The sequence below is a fragment of the Streptomyces globisporus genome (assembly GCF_003501885.1).
Taxonomy (GTDB): domain Bacteria; phylum Actinomycetota; class Actinomycetes; order Streptomycetales; family Streptomycetaceae; genus Streptomyces; species Streptomyces globisporus_D.
Genome location: NZ_QWFA01000115.1, coordinates 1 through 18,907, shown reverse-complemented (window position 1 = coordinate 18,907; position 18,907 = coordinate 1). Strand labels below are relative to the sequence as shown.

At 70.8% G+C, this 18,907-nt stretch carries 16 protein-coding genes; 13 read left to right on the top strand and 3 right to left on the bottom strand.

Going from position 1 to position 18,907, the window contains the following annotated elements; all coding sequences use genetic code 11:
• Positions 1–32: 32 nt before the first annotated feature.
• Positions 33–626, top strand: a complete 594-nt coding sequence (locus D3105_RS21245) for a GNAT family N-acetyltransferase (protein WP_118904683.1) — start codon at positions 33–35, stop codon at positions 624–626.
• Here D3105_RS21245 and D3105_RS21240 read toward each other — a convergent pair.
• Positions 604–1,176: an adenylosuccinate lyase gene (locus D3105_RS21240; protein WP_412080889.1), complete on the bottom strand. Its 573-nt coding sequence runs from the start codon at positions 1,174–1,176 to the stop codon at positions 604–606. The genes D3105_RS21245 and D3105_RS21240 overlap by 23 nt on opposite strands.
• A 359-nt stretch (positions 1,177–1,535) precedes the next feature.
• On the opposite strand from D3105_RS21240, the gene D3105_RS21235 reads away from it, so the two are divergent.
• The 12 genes from D3105_RS21235 to D3105_RS21180 all read left to right on the top strand — a co-directional run bounded on the left by D3105_RS21235 (position 1,536) and on the right by D3105_RS21180 (position 16,588).
• A complete protein-coding gene (locus D3105_RS21235; RefSeq protein WP_118904681.1) occupies positions 1,536–3,317 on the top strand; it encodes a 3-hydroxyacyl-CoA dehydrogenase family protein in 1,782 nt (593 codons plus the stop codon).
• A 91-nt stretch (positions 3,318–3,408) separates the two neighbouring features.
• The gene (locus D3105_RS21230; RefSeq protein ID WP_118904680.1) at positions 3,409–4,224 is read left to right on the top strand and encodes a TetR family transcriptional regulator; all 816 of its coding nucleotides are present in this window, start codon (positions 3,409–3,411) and stop codon (positions 4,222–4,224) included.
• A gap of 76 nt (positions 4,225–4,300) precedes the next feature.
• Positions 4,301–5,092, top strand: coding sequence for a GNAT family N-acetyltransferase (locus tag D3105_RS21225; protein ID WP_118904679.1), 792 nt, complete (start codon positions 4,301–4,303; stop codon positions 5,090–5,092).
• A gap of 354 nt (positions 5,093–5,446) precedes the next feature.
• Positions 5,447–6,784, top strand: coding sequence for a crotonyl-CoA carboxylase/reductase (gene ccrA / locus D3105_RS21220; RefSeq protein ID WP_118904678.1), 1,338 nt, complete (start codon positions 5,447–5,449; stop codon positions 6,782–6,784).
• 9 nt (positions 6,785–6,793) lie between these two features.
• Positions 6,794–8,806, top strand: a complete 2,013-nt coding sequence (locus D3105_RS21215) for a protein meaA (RefSeq protein ID WP_118904677.1) — start codon at positions 6,794–6,796, stop codon at positions 8,804–8,806.
• A complete protein-coding gene (locus D3105_RS21210) occupies positions 8,803–9,777 on the top strand; it encodes an HpcH/HpaI aldolase/citrate lyase family protein (protein ID WP_093812564.1) in 975 nt (324 codons plus the stop codon). Before D3105_RS21215 ends, D3105_RS21210 begins: the two co-directional genes overlap by 4 nt.
• 2 nt (positions 9,778–9,779) lie before the next feature.
• Positions 9,780–10,283 (top strand): MaoC family dehydratase, encoded by a 504-nt coding sequence (locus tag D3105_RS21205; protein ID WP_118904676.1) that lies wholly within the window; start codon positions 9,780–9,782, stop codon positions 10,281–10,283.
• A gap of 49 nt (positions 10,284–10,332) precedes the next feature.
• A complete protein-coding gene (locus D3105_RS21200) occupies positions 10,333–11,538 on the top strand; it encodes an acyl-CoA dehydrogenase family protein (RefSeq protein WP_118904675.1) in 1,206 nt (401 codons plus the stop codon).
• Between the two features lie 180 nt (positions 11,539–11,718).
• Positions 11,719–12,366 carry a phosphatidylserine decarboxylase gene (locus D3105_RS21195; protein ID WP_010058364.1) on the top strand — a complete coding sequence of 216 codons (648 nt, stop codon included), beginning with the start codon at positions 11,719–11,721 and terminating at the stop codon, positions 12,364–12,366.
• A 22-nt stretch (positions 12,367–12,388) separates the two neighbouring features.
• Positions 12,389–13,216: a CDP-diacylglycerol--serine O-phosphatidyltransferase gene (gene pssA, locus D3105_RS21190; RefSeq protein ID WP_179887321.1), complete on the top strand. Its 828-nt coding sequence runs from the start codon at positions 12,389–12,391 to the stop codon at positions 13,214–13,216.
• Positions 13,217–13,479: 263 nt separating this feature from the next.
• Positions 13,480–14,328, top strand: a complete 849-nt coding sequence (locus D3105_RS21185; protein ID WP_118904674.1) for a hypothetical protein — start codon at positions 13,480–13,482, stop codon at positions 14,326–14,328.
• A 49-nt stretch (positions 14,329–14,377) separates the two neighbouring features.
• The gene (locus tag D3105_RS21180) at positions 14,378–16,588 is read left to right on the top strand and encodes a bifunctional serine/threonine-protein kinase/ABC transporter substrate-binding protein (protein WP_118904673.1); all 2,211 of its coding nucleotides are present in this window, start codon (positions 14,378–14,380) and stop codon (positions 16,586–16,588) included.
• Positions 16,589–16,645: 57 nt separating this feature from the next.
• Here D3105_RS21180 and D3105_RS21175 read toward each other — a convergent pair whose 3' ends face one another.
• Positions 16,646–17,899: an ABC transporter substrate-binding protein gene (locus D3105_RS21175; protein WP_118904672.1), complete on the bottom strand. Its 1,254-nt coding sequence runs from the start codon at positions 17,897–17,899 to the stop codon at positions 16,646–16,648.
• On the bottom strand, positions 17,896–18,907 hold a 1,012-nt coding region (locus D3105_RS21170; RefSeq protein ID WP_240646976.1), incomplete at its 5' end, for a branched-chain amino acid ABC transporter permease. The genes D3105_RS21175 and D3105_RS21170, both read right to left, overlap by 4 nt.

The following is an 18,907-nucleotide window of genomic DNA, read 5'->3' as shown; positions in this document are numbered from 1 at the left end:
GGTGCGCGGGGTGCACGCGAGGATGGACCGGCATGAGGTCCTCCACGACTCCCCCGCACCCGTCCCCGCCCGGCATCACGATCCGCGGCATGCGGATCGACGACTGCGAGGCGGTCGCCACGATCCGGGTGCGCGGCCGGCAGCACGCCTACCGGGGCCTGCTGCCGCAGCCGTATCCGGACCGGATGGACATCGCCGAGGAGACCGGGCAGCGGCGCAGGTACTTCGAGGAACGCGGCGAGGCCGTGAACGTGGTCGCCGAACGGCCCGACGGGACGGTCACCGGCTGGGCCTGCGTCGGCCCGCACCGCGCCGAGGACCACGGGCTCCCCGGCTGCGAGCTCTACGCGATCTACGTCCTGCCCGAGCAGATCGGGACCGGGACCGGGCGCGCTCTGCTGGCCGAGCTGACGGACCGGGCCGCCGCCGCGGGTCACGCGGACATGGCGCTGTGGGTGTTGCGGGACAACGCACCGGCGCGCCGGTTCTACGAGCGGGCCGGGTTCCGGCCGGACGGCGGCGAGGACACCTTCCAGGCGGGCGGGGCCCTGGTGACCGAGGTGCGTTACGTCCGCCCGCTCACTCCCCGGGACGTCCGCCCGCTCAGTCCCCCGGCAGCCGACTGAGCGCCGCCGCGGCGGCCGCGGCCAGGCGCGGATGCGGGAGGGCCGCCGTGAGGACCGGGCGGGCCTGTTCGTCGGCGAGCCGGCCGAGGCCCTCGACGCAGGCCAGGGCGACGCGCCAGTGGGGTTCGCCCGGGGCCAGCAGGCGTTGCAGGGTGGCGACCAGGGCGGGCACCGACTCGGGGGCCCGCAGGTCGGTCAGCAGGCGCACCGGGTGCAGGGCGTAGGCGGTGCGCAGGGCGTTGGTGGCGAGCGCGGCGGCGGCCCGGGGTGTGCGGGGGTCGTCCAGGCGGGCCAGGGCGTGGGCGGCGGAGACGCAGCGTTCGGGGTCGCGGTGGTTGAGCAGGAGCACCAGCGCCTCGAAGGCCCGCCGGTCGCCCGCGCAGCCGAGCCGGAAGGCGGCCAGCTCCCGGGCCCACAGCGGCTGGTGCGGCTCCACCAGGACCCGGGCCAGCTCCTCGGGGTCCTCGGCGGCGACGAGCCGGGCGTACCGCGGCGACCCGGCCGCCTCGGGCTCCAGCCGGTCCATGAGCGAACGGAACTCCTCATCCATGACGCTCAGCGTATCGACGGGCACACTCCGTGCGGGGCGGGATGTCCAAGCCCGTGTGGCCCAGGGCACACGAACCCAGGGGTGGCGCGCTCGTTACTCGCCGGTTAATCTCATCTGAGCGGGGCACACTCCCCGCAGGCTCCGGTGGCCTGGTGACGCAGCCACCCGGAGTGCTTGTCGGTTCGGCTTTACGTGCGACGCGGCTCCGGGACAGAGCCCGTCACCCTCACGGTCGGGCGCGCGCTCTTCGCGCCTCGGCCCCGTGCTCCACGACACGCAGCTTCCGTACGCCACGCGCCGCTCCCTCATCGCCGCGCGCGCTGTGCTCCCACAGTCGTCACTCACCCTGGAGTCCCGTGATGGACACCCCTCTCTCCACCATCGCCGTCGTCGGCCTCGGCACCATGGGCACCGGCATCGCCGAGGTCCTGGCCCTGGCGGGCCGTGAGGTCATCGGCATCGACATCAGCGAGACGGCCGCCCTCGCGGCCGTCGCCTCCCTCGAAGCGTCCACCGCACGGGCCGTGGGCCGCGGGCGGATCACCGAGGAGGAGCGGGCCGCCGCGCTCGCCCGGTTCCGTACCGCGGACACGCTCCAGGCCGCCGCCGATGCCGAACTGGTCATCGAGGTGGTTCCGGAGTCGTACGAGATCAAGCAGCAGGTGTTCCGGGAGCTGGACGCGGTCGTCTCCCCCACCGCGATCCTGGCCACCGGCACCAACGCCCTGTCGGTGACCCGGCTGGCCGCCGAGTCGCAGCGCCCCGAGCGCGTGCTCGGCCTGCACTTCTTCAACCCGGCGCCCGCGATGAAGCTGGTCGAGGTGGTCTCCTCGGTGCTGACCGCGCCGCCCGCCGTCGAGGCCGTCACCACGCTGGCCCGCGAGCTGGGCAAGGAGCCCGTCGCGGTCGGCGACCGGCCGGGGTTCGTCGCGGACGGGCTGCTCTTCGGCTACCTCAACCAGGCCGCCGCGATGTACGAGGCGAACTACGCGTCCCGCGAGGACATCGACGCGGCGATGAAGCTGGGCTGCGGGCTGCCGATGGGCCCGCTCGCCCTGCTGGACCTGATCGGGATCGACACCGCGCGTACGGTCCTGGAGGCCATGTACGCCGAGTCCCACGACCGGCTGCACGCCCCCGCCCCGATCCTCGGGCAGCTCAGCAGCGCGGGCCTGACCGGCCGGAAGGCCGGGCGCGGCTTCTACACATACGACGCCCCGGGCGGCCAGGACGTGGTGCCCGACGCGCTGACCCCGGCGGCCGGCTCCGCGGCGGGCGCGGGGCGCGCGGTGGCGTCGGTGGGCGTCGCGGGCTCCGGCACCATGGCGTCCGGGATCGCCGAGGTCTTCGCGAAGGCCGGTTACGGCGTGGTGCTGGCGGCCAGGACCCAGGAGAAGGCGGACCTCGCCAAGGGGCGGATCGCGAAGTCCTTGGAGCGCTCGGTGTCCAAGGGGCGGCTGAGCGCCGAGGCCCGGGACGAGACGCTGGCGCGGATCACGGCGGCCGGTTCGCTGGACGCGTTCGCCGAGGTCGACCTCGCGGTGGAGGCGGTCGCCGAGGACCTGGAGATCAAGCAGCAGTTGTTCGCCGCCCTGGACAAGGTCTGCCGGCCCGGCGCGGTGCTCGCCACCACCACTTCCTCGCTGCCGGTCGTCGCCATCGCGCGGGCGACCGCCCGCCCCGAGGACGTCATCGGGATGCACTTCTTCAACCCGGCGCCCGCGATGAAGCTGGTCGAGGTGGTCCGTACGGTCCTGACCGCCGACGATGTGCACGCCACGGTCCGCGCGGTCTGCGCGAAGATCCGCAAGCACCCGGTGGACTGCGGGGACCGGGCCGGGTTCATCGTGAACGCGCTGCTGTTCCCGTACCTCAACAACGCGATCAAGATGGTCGAGCAGCACTACGCCTCGCTGGACGACATCGACGCGGCGATGAAGCTGGGCGGCGGCTACCCGATGGGCCCGTTCGAACTGCTCGACGTGGTCGGCCTGGACGTCTCGCTGGCCATCGAGAAGGTGCTGCACAAGGAGTTCCGCGACCCGGGCCTGGCGCCCGCGCCGCTGCTGGAGCACCTGGTCGCCGCGGGCTGCCTCGGCCGCAAGACGGGGCGCGGCTTCCGCGAATATGCCCGTCGCTGACCCGGGAGCCGGGTGGGGCGGGCTGCTGGGACCCTCCGGCGGCCCGCCCCCGCAGGCGCGCTCTCCTGCACCGATGCGTTACGTTCATGCCATGTCCCAGCCCGCCAAGTCACCCCGTGCCACCGCCGCGACCGACGCCCCGGAGACCACCGCGGGAACGCGCGCGGCCGCCCAACGGCTCAAGATGCGCCGCGAACTGGCCGCCGCCGCGATGGAACTCTTCGCCACGAAGGGCTACGAGGCGACGACCGTCGACGAGATCGCGGGCGCCGCGGGCGTGGCCCGCCGGACCTTCTTCCGCCACTTCCGCTCCAAGGAAGAGGCCATCTTCCCGGACCACGACGACACCCTCGTCAGGGCCGAGGCCGTCCTGAACGCCGCCCCCGCGCACGAGCACCCGCTCGACACCGTCTGCCGCGGCATCAAGGAAGTCATGAAGATGTACGCGGCCAAGCCCGCCGTCTCCGTGGCCCGTTACAAGCTCACCCGCGAGGTGCCGACCCTCCGGGAGGCCGAGATCGCGTCGGTGGCCCGCTACGAGCGGCTGTTCACCCGCTATCTCCTGGGCCACTTCGACGAGCGCGACCACCATGTGGGCAACGACGACCCGCTGCTCGCGGAGGTCGCCGCGTCCGCCGTCGTCACCGCGCACAACCATGTGCTGCGCCGCTGGCTGCGGGCGGGCGGCCAGGGCGATGTGGAGGCCCAGCTCGACCGGGCCTTCGCCATCGTGCGCGACACCTTCGGCACGGGCATCGGGGCCGGCCGGACCGCCCAGGCCGAGCCCGAGCGCGGCCCGGCCGCCTCGGTCACCACGGACGGCGAGGTGCTCGTCGCGGTGGCGCGTACGGACGCTCCGCTGGACGAGGTCATGCGGACGATCCAGCAGGCCCTCAAGGACCGCTGAGACCGCACGCGGAACCCGCGTGACACGGGGCCGTAAACCGTTCGCGGCCACCACGGCACCGTGGTGGGGTTCCGCCATGCGAACCGACGACGTACGTGCCCTGTACGACCGCACGATGCGCGAGCACGCCCGTCCCGACGGCCCCGGTGTCCGGGTCGAGCGGGACGGGCCCCTCGTGCGCCAGGTGGGCGGCCCCGACGACTGGAACGGGGTCGTCTGGTCGTCCCCGGACCTGGACGAGGAGGGGGCCGACGCGACGATCGCGGCCCAGATCGGGCACTGCGCGGCGCTCGGCCTCCCGGAGTTCGAGTGGAAGCTGTACGCGCACGACCGGCCGGCCGATCTGGGCGACCGGTTGCGGGCGGCCGGGTTCGCCCCCGGGCCGCCGGAAACCCTGCTGGTGGCCCCGGCGGAGCTGCTGACCGGGCCGGTCGCCCTGCCCGACGGCGTCACGCTGCGCCCGGTGACGGACGCGGCGGGGGCGGAGCTGATGGCGCTGGCCCATGAGCGGGCGTTCGGCACGGACGGGACCCGGCTGCTGCACCAGGTCGTGAAGCGGCTGGCGGAGGCCCCCGAGGACTTCATGGCGCTCATCGTCCTGGCGGGCGAGGAGCCGGTCGGCTCGGCCCGTACGGAGCTGTACCCGGGGACGGACTTCGCGGGGCTCTGGGGCGGCGGAACGGTTGCCGCCTGGCGGGGGAAGGGCATCTACCGGGCGCTGGTGGCGTACCGGGCCCGGATCGCCGCCGAGCGCGGCCACCGCTACCTCCAGGTCGACGCGAGCGCCATGTCGGCCCCCATCCTGGCCCGGCTCGGCTTCACGGCGCTCGGGACGACGACGCCGTATGTGTATCGGGCGGGGCGGTAACCGCCTGCCAGCAGGACAGAACGTCTCGTAACGCCCATCGTGTTGCTCATGCGTGCCCACGAGATGACAAGTGAGAGAAATTGTTGGCACTGGGTGCCTTGTCAGGTGTCACGGAGTGCCATACGTTGAAGGTGTCCGGGCGGCCGGCGTGCTGAGAACTCACACGTACGCCGGCTGTCCCCGCAACCACCGTGCTGCGCGCCCGGACGCCTGCGTCACAGGCACCTTCTGCTCCACCGAGCAAAGCCAGCTCCACCTGCCGAACCGACGGCAACACCTCCACACCGCACCGCTCCCCCTGCCAGCAGGGCCCCTCAAGCGTTCCCTCGACGCCGCATCACCGGAGGCAACACCGTGAAGGAAATCCTGGACGCCATTCAGTCGCAGGACAGCACGGCCGCGGACTTCGCGGCCCTGTCCCTCCCCGAGTCCTACCGCGCGGTCACCGTGCACAAGGACGAGGCGGAGATGTTCGCCGGTCTGGAGACCCGCGACAAGGACCCCCGCAAGTCGATCCACCTCGACGACGTCCCGGTCCCCGAACTCGGCCCCGGCGAGGCCCTCGTCGCCGTGATGGCCAGCTCGGTGAACTACAACTCCGTGTGGACGTCGATCTTCGAGCCGGTCTCGACCTTCAACTTCCTGGAGCGCTACGGGAAGCTCAGCGAGCTCACCAAGCGCCACGACCTGCCGTACCACGTCATCGGCTCCGACCTGGCGGGCGTCGTCCTGCGCACCGGCCCCGGCGTGAACGCGTGGAACCCGGGCGACGAGGTCGTCGCGCACTGCCTGTCGGTCGAGCTGGAGTCCTCCGACGGCCACAACGACACGATGCTCGACCCCGAGCAGCGCATCTGGGGCTTCGAGACCAACTTCGGCGGCCTGGCGGAGATCGCCCTCGTCAAGTCCAACCAGCTGATGCCCAAGCCCCAGCACCTCAGCTGGGAGGAGGCCGCCGCCCCGGGCCTGGTCAACTCCACCGCGTACCGCCAGCTCGTCTCGCGCAACGGCGCGGGCATGAAGCAGGGCGACAACGTGCTGATCTGGGGCGCCAGCGGCGGGCTCGGCTCCTACGCCACCCAGTTCGCGCTGGCCGGCGGCGCCAACCCGATCTGTGTCGTCTCCTCCCCGGAGAAGGCCGAGATCTGCCGGGCCATGGGCGCCGAGGCGGTCATCGACCGCAACGCCGAGGGCTACAAGTTCTGGAAGGACGAGCGCACCCAGGACCCGAAGGAGTGGAAGCGCTTCGGCAAGCGCATCCGCGAGTTCACCGGCGGCGAGGACATCGACATCGTCTTCGAGCACCCGGGCCGTGAGACCTTCGGTGCCTCGGTCTACGTCACCCGCAAGGGCGGCACCATCACCACCTGCGCCTCCACCTCCGGCTACATGCACGAGTACGACAACCGCTACCTGTGGATGTCCCTCAAGCGCATCATCGGCTCCCACTTCGCCAACTACCGCGAGGCCTGGGAGGCCAACCGCCTCATCGCCAAGGGCAAGATCCACCCGACGCTCTCCAAGACGTACTCCCTGGAGGACACCGGCCAGGCCGCGTACGACGTCCACCGCAACCTGCACCAGGGCAAGGTCGGCGTCCTCGCCCTGGCCCCCCGCGAGGGTCTGGGCGTGCGCGACCAGGAAATGCGCGAGCAGCACATCGACGCCATCAACCGCTTCCGCAACGTCTGAGGTTCCCCGATGAACGAACGTCAGAAGGACCGGCCCTGGCTCATGCGGACGTACGCCGGTCACTCGACCGCCGAGGCGTCCAACGAGCTGTACCGCCGCAACCTCGCCAAGGGCCAGACGGGTCTCTCGGTCGCCTTCGATCTGCCGACGCAGACCGGATACGACCCGGACCACATTCTCGCCCGCGGCGAGGTGGGCCGTGTCGGTGTTCCCGTCTCGCACCTCGGTGACATGCGGCGGCTGTTCCAGGACATCCCCCTGGAGCAGATGAACACCTCGATGACGATCAACGCGACCGCCATGTGGCTGCTGGCGCTCTACCAGGTGGTCGCGGAGGAGCAGGGGGCCGACACGGCCAAGCTCCAGGGGACGACGCAGAACGACATCGTCAAGGAGTACCTCTCGCGCGGGACGCACGTCTTCCCGCCGGTGCCCTCGCTGCGGCTGACCACGGACATGATCACGTACACGGTCAACCGCATCCCCAAGTGGAACCCGATCAACATCTGCAGCTACCACCTCCAGGAGGCGGGGGCCACCCCGGTCCAGGAGATCGCGTACGCCATGTCGACCGCCATCGCGGTGCTCGACGCGGTCCGCGACTCGGGCCAGGTGCCCGAGGAGAAGTTCGGTGACGTGGTCGCCCGCATCTCGTTCTTCGTGAACGCGGGCGTCCGCTTCATCGAGGAGATGTGCAAGATGCGCGCCTTCGGCCGCATCTGGGACCGCGTCACCCGCGAGCGGTACGGCATCACGAACGAGAAGCAGCGCCGTTTCCGCTACGGCGTTCAGGTCAACTCCCTCGGCCTCACCGAGGCGCAGCCGGAGAACAACGTCCAGCGCATCGTCCTGGAGATGCTGGCCGTCACCCTCTCCAAGGACGCCCGGGCCCGGGCGGTGCAGCTGCCGGCCTGGAACGAGGCGCTGGGGCTGCCCCGGCCCTGGGACCAGCAATGGTCGCTGCGGATCCAGCAGGTGCTGGCGCACGAGAGCGATCTGCTGGAGTACGAGGACATCTTCGCCGGTTCGCACGTCGTCGAGGCCAAGGTGGACGCCCTGGTCGAGGAGTCGCTGGCGGAGATCGACCGGATCCAGCAGATGGGCGGCGCGATGGCGGCCGTCGAGTCCGGCTATCTCAAGTCCGAGCTGGTCTCCTCGCACGCGGCCCGGCGGGCCCGGATCGAGGCGGGCGACGAGAAGATCGTCGGCGTCAACATCTACGAGTCCACCGAGCCCAACCCGCTCACCTCCGACCTCGACGGCGCGATCATGACCGTCGACCCCTCGATCGAGGCACGGGTCGTCGCGGCCCTGCACGAGTGGCGGGACAACCGTGACGAGGCACGGGCCTCGGAGGCGCTGGCCGCGCTGAAGAAGGCCGCCGCGGGCACCGAGAACATGATGGAGGCCACCGTCGAGTGCGCCCGCGCGGGCGTCACCACCGGCGAGTGGTCCTGGGCGCTGCGGGACGTCTTCGGCGAGTTCCGCGCTCCCACCGGGGTCTCCTCGGCCCCGGTCGCGGTCACCGCGGAGCCGGGCAGCACGCTCGCCCTGGTCCGCGAGAAGGTCACCCGGACCGCCGCCGACCTGGGGGTCGGGCGGCTGCGTCTGCTGGTCGGCAAGCCGGGCCTGGACGGGCACTCCAACGGGGCCGAGCAGATCGCCGTACGGGCCAGGGACGCCGGGTTCGAGGTGGTCTACCAGGGGATCCGGCTGACCCCCGAGCAGATCACCGACGCGGCGCTCGCCGAGGACGTGCACTGCGTGGGCCTGTCCATCCTGTCCGGCTCGCACGCGGAGCTGGTCCCCGACGTGCTGCACCGGCTGCGTGAGGCCGGGGCGCCGGACATCCCGGTGATCGCGGGCGGCATCATCCCGCCGACCGACGCCACCGCACTCATCGAAGCCGGAGTGGCCGCCGTCTTCACCCCGAAGGACTTCGGCATCACGGAGATCATCGGCCGTATCGTCGACGAGATCCGGAAAGCGAACAAGCTCGACCCTCTGGAGGTCCCCGCATGACCACGCCCACCACCCCCGTGAACCGGCTGCGGCCCCGCCGCTCGTGTCTGGCCGTGCCGGGCTCCAACCCGCGCTTCCTGGAGAAGGCCCAGGGCCTCCCGGCCGACCAGGTCTTCCTGGACCTGGAGGACGCCTGCGCGCCGCTCGCCAAGGAGGGCGCCCGCCACACAATCGTGGACGCGCTGAACAACGGTGACTGGAGCGGCAAGACCCGGGTCGTGCGGGTCAACGACTGGACGACGCACTGGACGTACCGGGACGTCATCACGGTCGTCGAGGGCGCGGGCCCCAACCTCGACTGCATCATGCTGCCGAAGGTCCAGGACGCCCAGCAGGTCGTGGCACTGGACCTGCTGCTGACCCAGATCGAGAAGACGATGGGCTTCGAGGTCGGGAAGATCGGCATCGAGGCGCAGATCGAGAACGCCAAGGGTCTGGTGAACATCGACGAGATCGCCGCCGCCTCGCCGCGCCTGGAGACGCTGATCTTCGGCCCGGCCGACTTCATGGCGTCGATCAACATGAAGACCCTGGTCGTCGGCCAGCAGCCGCCCGGCTACCCGGCGGACGCGTACCACTACATCCTGATGCGCATCCTGATGGCGGCCCGTACGCACGACCTCCAGGCAATCGACGGCCCGTTCCTCCAGATCCGCGACGTGGACGCGTACCGCGAGGTGGCCGGCCGCGCCGCCGCCCTCGGCTTCGACGGCAAGTGGGTGCTGCACCCGGGCCAGGTGGACGCGGCGAACGAGGTGTTCTCGCCCTCGCAGGAGGACTACGACCACGCCGAGCTGATCCTGGACGCCTACGACTGGTGCACCTCCGAGGAGGGCGGCAAGAAGGGCTCCGCGATGCTCGGCGACGAGATGATCGACGAGGCCAGCCGCAAGATGGCCCTGGTCATCGCGGGCAAGGGCCGGGCGGCCGGAATGCAGCGCACGTCCAAGTTCGAAGCCCCGGAGGCCTGATCATGCAGTTCGGACGCACGTATGAGGAGTTCGAGGTCGGTGCCGTCTACAAGCACTGGCCCGGAAAGACGGTCACGGAGTACGACGACCACCTCTTCTGTCTGCTGACCATGAATCACCACCCGCTGCACATGGACAGCAACTACGCGGAGAGGACGACCGACTTCGGCAAGAACGTCGTCGTCGGCAACTACATCTACTCGCTACTGCTCGGCATGTCGGTGCCGGACGTCTCCGGGAAGGCCATCGCCAATCTGGAGGTCGAATCGCTCAAGCACATCGCGCCGACCTTCCACGGCGACACGATCTACGGCGAGACGACCGTGCTGGACAAGACCCCGTCGAAGTCCAAGAACGACCGCGGCATCGTGTACGTGGAGACCAAGGGCTACAAGCAGGACGGCACGGTCGTCTGCGTGTTCCGGCGCAAGGTGATGGTTCCCACCGAGACGTACATCAAGGAGCGCGGCGGGGAGCAGCCCGGCCGCCCGACGCCCGCCAAGTAACCGTGTGAAGCCTTAAGGCCATCCGCGTGAAGCCACAGGAGAAGCAGCCATGACGCGACTCGCCCAGACCGCCGGTCTGAACGACATCCAGCGGGAAATCCTTGCCACGGTCCGGGATTTCGTCGACAAGGAGATCATTCCGGTCGCGACCCAGCTGGAACACCGCGACGAGTACCCCACGGAAATCGTCGAGGGGCTCAAGAAACTCGGCCTGTTCGGGCTGATGATCCCCGAGGAGTACGGGGGGCTGGGCGAGTCGCTGCTCACCTACGCGCTGTGCGTGGAGGAGATCGCGCGCGGCTGGATGAGCGTGTCGGGCATCATCAACACGCATTTCATCGTGGCCTACATGCTCAAGCAGCACGGCACGCAGGAGCAGAAGGACACGTTCCTGCCGCGGATGGCGCTCGGCGAGGTGCGCGGGGCCTTCTCGATGTCCGAGCCGGCGCTCGGCTCGGACGTCTCGGCGATCTCGTCGAAGGGTGTGAAGGACGGCGAGGAGTACGTTCTCAACGGCCAGAAGATGTGGCTGACGAATGGTGGTACGTCCACCCTGGTGGCCGTTCTCTGCCGAAGTGACGAAGGCCACCCCGAGGGGACCGCACCGCACAAGTCGATGACGACCTTCCTGGTGGAGAAGGAGCCCGGCTTCGGAGAGGTCCGGCCCGGTCTGACCATCCCCGGGAAGATCGACAAGATGGGCTACAAGGGCGTCGACACGACCGAGCTCATCATGGACGACCTGCGCATTCCGGCCAATCGTGTCCTCGGCGGCACGACCGGCCGAGGGTTTTACCAAATGATGGACGGCGTCGAGGTCGGCCGGGTGAATGTCGCCGCGCGTGGCTGCGGTGTCGCGCAGCGTGCATTCGAACTGGGTGTTTCGTACGCCCAGCAGCGCCACACCTTCGGCAAGCCGATCGCCCAGCACCAGGCGATCCAGTTCAAACTGGCCGAAATGGCCACCAAGGTCGAGGCCGCTCATGCGATGATGGTGAATGCGGCACGCAAAAAGGACTCCGGGGAACGAAACGACCTGGAGGCAGGGATGGCGAAGTACCTCGCCTCCGAATACTGCAAGGAAGTCGTCGAGGACGCCTTCCGTATCCACGGCGGCTACGGCTTCTCCAAGGAGTACGAGATCGAGCGCCTCTACCGTGAGGCGCCGATGCTGCTGATCGGTGAAGGTACCGCCGAGATCCAGAAAATGATCATTGGCCGGCGCCTCTTGGAGGAGTACCGATTCCAGGGCTGATTGTCCGTTTCAGGGTGATTTGGTGGCGAAGAACATCACACCGGGTCACCCTCGACGGGCGGCGTTCGACAGTCCGACTCGGCTGCTGGCTTGCCCAGTTGCGCCCGGCAACCGATAGCATCTTCGGAAAGCCGCCGTCCCCCGTTGCCAGCGCGGCATCATCCGCTACGAAGGTCATTCATGCCCGACAGCACTTCCACCGCATCCCGCGGCGGGGTCCGCATCGCCCGCGGAGCTTCCCCGTGGCTCCTGCCGACCGTCGCCACCGCAGCCCTCAGCCTGGCCCGCGCCCGCAAGTCGGGGCGCTGGGCAGCAGCGGCCGTGCCCACCACCGCGCTCGCGGCGGGCATGCTGTGGTTCTTCCGTGACCCCGAGCGCGAGATCACCGAAGGCCGGGTCATCTCCCCGGCCGACGGCGTGGTGCAGAGCATCATGCCGTGGAAGGACGGGCGCACCCGCGTCGCGATCTTCATGAGCCCGCTCAACGTCCACGTCAACCGCGCGCCGCTGGCGGGCACCGTGACGTCGGTCGAGCACATCCCGGGTGGGTTCGTTCCGGCGTTCAACAAGGAGAGCGAGAACAACGAGCGCGTTGTCTGGCACTTCGACACCGAGCTCGGCGACATCGAGATGGTGCAGATCGCGGGAGCGGTCGCCCGTCGGATCGTGCCGTACCTCCCCGAGGGCACGAAGGTGGAGCAGGGCGAGCGCATCGGCCTGATCCGCTTCGGCTCGCGCGTGGACATCTACCTCCCGGAGGGGATCGATGTCGCGGTCGAGGTCGGTCAGGCCACCACCGCGGGGGTGACTCGAATTGACCGTGATTGATCCTGATACCAAGGCCGGCTGGGTGCCGGAGGCCGAAGACGAGAACGACGTCGACGGCACGGAGGACATGCCGCTGTCGATGCGGTTGTCGATAGCGGACACGCTCACGCTCGGTAACGCGACGTGCGGGTTCATGGCGGTGTACTTCACCACCACGGGCATTCTGATCCCGCACCTCACGGGCAGCGACGAGACGGGCATGGCCCGGCACTCGGCCGCCACCGCCGTGATCCTCATGCTGATGGCCGCGATCTTCGACCTGTTCGACGGACTCGTGGCGCGCAAACTGCGCTCCTCGCCGATGGGCGCCGAGCTGGACAATCTCTCGGACCTCATCAGCTTCGGGCTCGCACCGGCCTACTTCGTGCTCGTGTACGGCATGGTCGCCGACGACGCCCATCAGCGGGTGTCGGCACTGGCGGCGATCGTCGTGTTGCTGGCGGTAGTGCTCAGGCTGGCCAGATTCTCCTGCGTGACACTGAAGGACGGCATGTTCCAGGGCATGCCGAGCCCCTTCGGAGCGCTGACGGTCGTCTCGATCGTGCTCCTGGAGCTGCCCTTCGTGCCGACGCTGCTCGCGATCGTCGGCGTGGCATGGCTGATGGTGAGCCGGGTGGAGTACCCCAAGCCGCGGGGCGTCCTCGCGGTGGCGATGCTCGGCTGGATCGTGGCCGCGATGGGGCTGCTCGCCGCCTGGGCGTTCGACGCCCCCGGCGGTCAGCTGCTGCTCCAGACGGGCTGCGCGCTCCAGGTGGTGCTCGGCGCGGTGATCCCGCTGTTCGCCACGGCGCGACGGGTGAACACGTTCCGTGACAACCGGCGCGAGGCGCGGGCGGCGCAGCTGCCGTAGCGGCTGCTGGGCGAAAGACAGGGCGAGGGCCCGGATGCTCCCCGGCATCCGGGCCCTCGTGCGTTTCCGGTGCGCCGAGCGGCCTTACCACCGCATGCGCCCTCCCGCCAGAGGCGTTGCCCTCCCGATGGCTGAGAATTTTCGGCATCGGGGTGAGTAGCAGGTTCCCGTCCCTCCGCCGGACCCGGCTTCTAGAATCTCCTCGCAACCGACACCCGGGCCATTTCGGCCAGGGGGCGGTCCGGGGGACCGGGGGGTCCGAGATGAAGCTGATGCTGGTGGGGACACGCGTGGTGGCGGTCGCGACGGCGGGGGTGCTGCTGGCCGGATGCGGCGGGTCGGGGTCGAAGGACAAGGGCGGGCCCGACCCGAAGCCGAGCGGGTCGGCGAAGCAGGGCGGTCCGGCGACCGGCGGGGAGAAGACCGGGGCGTCGAAGAAGCCCGACCCGAAGCAGTCCACGCTCCCGGGCGCGCTGCCCAGCGCCTACGACTTCACGCCGAACCCCGAGCGGGTCCCGAAGAACGCGGCCCAGGCCCGGAAGCTGACCCGTAACGCCGCGCTCGGCGAGAACGACTGGACGGCGGGGATGGTCCGGCACGCCCCGTACGAGAGCGGCGGCAGCTGGCCCGTGCTTCCGGACTCCTGCGTCTGGACCCGGTCCCCGCTGCCCTCGGGCATTCTGGACAGCTTCACGCGGCGGCTCGACATCCCGGCGCAGGGCGGCAAGGGCCGGGTGCAGGGGGCGGTCACCGTGACCGTGCACCAAACGGAGGCGGGGGCCGACCGGGAGATCAAGGACACCGTGCAGGAGAGCTTCCGCTGCCCGGAGCAGGAGCTGGGCGGCGGGCAGCGCCTCAGCGGTCTGATGTCGCTCCAGTTCGACCAGAAGGACGTGCGCAACGCGGACGCCTCGCTGTTCGAGGCGGGGAAGTACTCGGGCCCGGAGTCGGGCGGGGTCCAGGACTACGTATGGTCCAAGTCCCGGATCGGCCCGGTGACGACGGCCGTGTCGGTCAAGGGCGCCAAGGGCTACACGAACACCGATCTGCTGCGGATCGCCGCCGAGGGCGGCGCCAAGGTGCTCTACCGCGTCGAGCTGGAACTGAAGTGACCGCGGGCCGTAAGTGACCGCAGGCCCGGACGAAAGGCACTGACCCCTGATGGAACCGCTCCGTTCCACCGACCCGGCACGGATCGCCGGGTACCGCGTCCTCGGCCGCCTCGGCGCCGGGGGCATGGGCGTGGTGCTGCTGGGCCGGTCGCCCGGCGGCGCGCTGGTGGCGATCAAACTGATCCGCTCGGAGTACGCCGACGACACCGGCTTCCGGGCCCGCTTCCGGCGGGAGGTGGCGATCGCCCGGCAGGTCCGCAACCGGTGGGCGGTACCGGTGGTCGACGCCGACACCGAGGCGCCGGCCCCGTGGCTGGCCACCGAGTTCGTGCCGGGCCCCGCCCTGAGCGAGGCGGTCGGCAGCGGGGGGCCGCTGCCGGAGCGCGGGGTGCGGGCGCTGGGCTCGATGCTCGCGGAGGCGCTGGAGGCCGTCCACACGGCGGGCCTGGTGCACCGGGACGTCAAGCCCGGCAACGTCCTGCTGGGTCTGGACGGCCCCCGGCTGATCGACTTCGGCATCGCGCGGGCCCTGGACGACACGGTCCTCACCGCGACCGACGTGATCGTCGGCTCCCCCGGCTTCCTCTCGCCCGAGCAGGCGCAGGGGCGGCGGATCGGCCCGGCGAGCGACGTCTTCTCACTGGGCTGCGTCCTGGTGTACGCGGCGACCGGGGGGCGGCCCTTCGGCACCGGGCCGGTGGAGGCGATGCTGTTCCGCACCGTGCACGACACGGCGGACCTGAGCGCGCTGCCGCCGGGGCTGCTCCCGGTGGTCGAGGCGTGCCTGGCCAAGGAGCCCGGGGACCGTCCGACGGCGGCGGACATCCGGCAGGCGTTCGCGGAGGACCTGTCGGGCGGCAGCTGGCTGCCCGGCCCGGTCACCCATCTGATCGCCGAGCGCTCGGCCCGGATGCTCGCCCTGCCCGACATCGACGCGACGAGCCTGGACGCGAGCGCGGGCGGCGGTCCGGGCAGCGGCGCGGACGGCAGCCCATTCGGCGGCCCTGACACGGGCACCGGGACCGGGACCGGCAGCGGGGCCCGCGATACGACCGCCGTCCCCGCCTCCCCCGACCGCCGTCGTTTCCTCGCGTACGTCACCGGGGGCGCCGTGCTCGCCGCTGCGGGCACCACCACCGCCTGGCTGGTCTCGGGCGGCGACAAGGACACGGGCGGCGAGGGTGAGGACGACGGGAAGGTGGCGCGCCCGGAGCTCCACATCGGGCTGCAGGCCGACCTCAGCGGCCCGTCCGCCGCCGTCGGCAAGGGCCAGGACAAGGCGGCCCGGCTCGCGGTGGCCGAGCACAACGCGCGGGGCGACGCGCCGTTCACGCTGCGGCTGACCACGGTCGACGACGGGGGCGACGAGGAGCGGGCGAAGGCGGCGGTGCGCCGGTTCGCCGAGGACCCGCTCCTGGTGGCCGCGATCGGGGCGACCGGCACGGACGCGGCCCGGGAGGCGCTGGTCGCGTACGACGAGGCGGCGCTGCCGCTGCTCAGCGTGGTCGACGGCGACATCCGGCACCTGAACCGGATCTTCCTGTGCGCCCGGCCGCGCAACGACATGCAGATGCTGCCGGTGGCCCAGTTCCTCGGGGCGTACGAGATCGACCAGGTGGCGCTGGTCGACGACGGCACCGAGTACGGCCGGCAGACCACGCGCTTCCTCGACACGGGGCTGCGCGGCAACGGCCGCACCGTGTTCGCGGAGACCGTACGCGAAGGCACGCGCGACCTGGACGCGGCGGCCGAGCGGATCGTCGCGAAGCAGCCGGGGGCGGTGGTGTACGGAGGTGGGTGGCGGGACGCCGGACGGTTCGCGAAGTCGCTGACCCGGGCCGGGTTCCTCGGGCCGAAGATCGCCACCCAGGCGGTGCACGACCCGCGGTTCCTGGCGGAGGCGGGTGAGGACGCGGCGGGCTGGCTGGTCGTCTCGACGGCCGCCGACCCCGCCTCCGTGCCCTCGGTGCACCCGTTCGCCGCCGCCTACCGCAAGCGCTTCGACCACGCGCCGCCGCTGTTCGCGGCCGAGGCGTACGACGCGGTGGGGCTGATCGCCTCCTGCGCCCAGGGGCTGGGCCGGGAGAAGCTGACGCGGCAGGACCTGCTGCCCGCGCTGCGGACGACCTCGTACAAGGGCGTGTCCAAGAACTACGCCTTCGAGTCGGCCAACGGGATGTACACAGGGACCGGGGTCTTCATCTACCGGGTGGAGCGGGGGCGCTTCCGGTACATCGGGATGGACGGCACGGAGGTCTGACCGGGCTGCCCCGGTCAGACCTCCGTCACCCTCCGGTCAGCCCTCCCGACGCGGGGCTCAGTCGCCGGTGGTGAAGGACTCGGCCGCCGGGGCGACCTCGGCCGGCCGGACCACCTTCAGTCCGCCGGCGGCACCGGCGTCGGGCTTCATGATGACGCTCTCCCGGGTGGACGGCGCCTTCGGGTCCGAGAAGTCGTGCGTCACCCCGAACTCGGTCCCGTACCCCTTGATCGTGAGGAGCGCCTTGTCGATGCCCTCGCGGGAGAGGTCCTTGTCGTCGCAGGCCTTGGACAGGGCCTCGCCGAAGAGGGAGGCCGCCGTGTAGCCGGCGACGACGCCGTTGTCGAGGACGTCCTTGGGGTACTGGGCGGCGTACTCCTTGGCGAGCTTGGCGGGTCCGTCGCCCGGGTCGCCGATGGGCAGCGTGGAGGAGGCGACGTAGTAGTCCTTGAGCAGGGCCGGGCCCGCCTGGGTCTTCAACAGCTGCGGTGCGAAGGCAGAGTTGTTGCCGACGACCGGGACGTTGAAGCCGGTGGCGGCGGCGACGCCGACGAGCGAGGCCGCCTGGCGGGGGCCTGCGCTGACGACGACGGCCTTGACCCCGGCCTGCTTGAGGGCGGCGACCTGGGCCGTCATGTCGTTGTCGGTCGGCTTGATCTTCTGCTCGACGACGGTGAGCCCGGCCTCCTTCGCCGCGTGCTTCGAGCCGACGAGCGCGTTCTCGCCGTAGTCGCCCTCGAAGTACACGTGACCGATCTTGTCGCCCTTCGCGATGCGCTTCTCGGCGAGGAGGTAGTCGATGAGGTTGATCGTCTCGACGTCGTAGGTGGCGCCGATGACCCGGATGTACGGGGAGCCCAGCAGGTTCGCCGACCAGGCCTGCGGCAGCACCAGGCCCTTGTCCTGGCCGTCGATGCGCTGCTCGACCGCGGCGACGAACGGGGAGCCGATGAACTGGGCGAAGCCCGCCACGTCCGGGACCAGTTCGGTGTACGCGGCGATGGCCTTCTGCGGATCGTACCCGTGGTCACGGACCGTCAGTTCGATCTTCCGGTCGCAGATGCCTCCCGCGTCGTTGGTCTGCTTGACCCAGAGCTGCTGGGCCTGGGTGACGCTCTTGCCCAGCGAGGCGTAGACCCCCGTCATGTCGGTCAGCACCCCGAGGGAGATCGTCGAGGAGGAGACCCCGGGACCCGTCTTGATCCCGCCCTCGCCCTCCTCGCCCGCCTTTCCTTCGGTCGCCTTGCCGCTGCACCCGACGAGGGTGACGGCGAGGGCCGCGACGACGGCCGTGAGCACTCTCAGTTTCATGACTTCTCCCCTGGATTCTTCGGAGCCGCTGATTGCTGCGGAGCCTTCGGCTTCTTCGTGCGGGCGAGGCCGAGGCGGGCGAGGCCGCCGGGCAGGAACAGGACCACCGCGACCACCGCGGCGCCGTACAGATAGCGGGACGCCTCACCGGGTGCAAGACCGCCCGTGCCGGGGGCGGAGACCAGCGGCAGGGAGTCGCTGTAGTGCGTGAACACCTGCGGCAGCAGGGAGACGAAGGCGGCGCCGATCACCGCTCCGGCGACGCTGCCGAGACCGCCGATGACGATCATGGCGAGGTATTCGAGGGACAGGATCATGCCGAAGTACTCGGGCACGGTCCGCTGGAAGACCAGGGCGAGCAGGACGCCCGCGAGGCCCGCGTACATCGAGGACAGGACGAAGACCCCGGCCCGGTAGCGGGCCACCGGCACGCCCATCACCCCGGCCGCGATCCGGTGGTCGCGGATGGCGTTCATGGCGCGCCCGGGCCGGCCGCGCAGCACGCCCCGGGCGAACAGGGCGCTCAGCAGGAGCGCGAGCAGACCCGCGTACCAGAGCTTCTCCGAGGAGCCGAACGGGACTGCGGCGACGACGAGTTCGGAGTCGTCGAAGGTGAACCCGAAGACGGACAGCGGCGGTACGGCCCGGCCGTTGTAACCGCCGGTCAGCGAGCCCGCGTTGAACAGGACGTGCTGCCCGATGAAGATCAGCGCGAGGGTCGCGATGCCGAGGTAGGCGCCGCGCAGCCGGCCGGCGATGGGGCTGAAGATCCCGCCCGCCGCCCCGGCGAGCAGCACCGCGAGGATCGCGGCCAGCCAGGTGGGAAGACCCAGGCCGGTCAGTGAGTGCCCGTTCTCGGTGCTGCTCTCCCCCGCCAGTACGCAGTAGCCGTACGCGCCGACAGCGAGGAAGAACGCGTGGCCCATGGAGAGCTGGCCGGTGGCGCCGGTGAGCATGTTGAGCCCGATGGCGCCGATCGCCGCCGCCATCGCGAACAGTCCGGCCTGG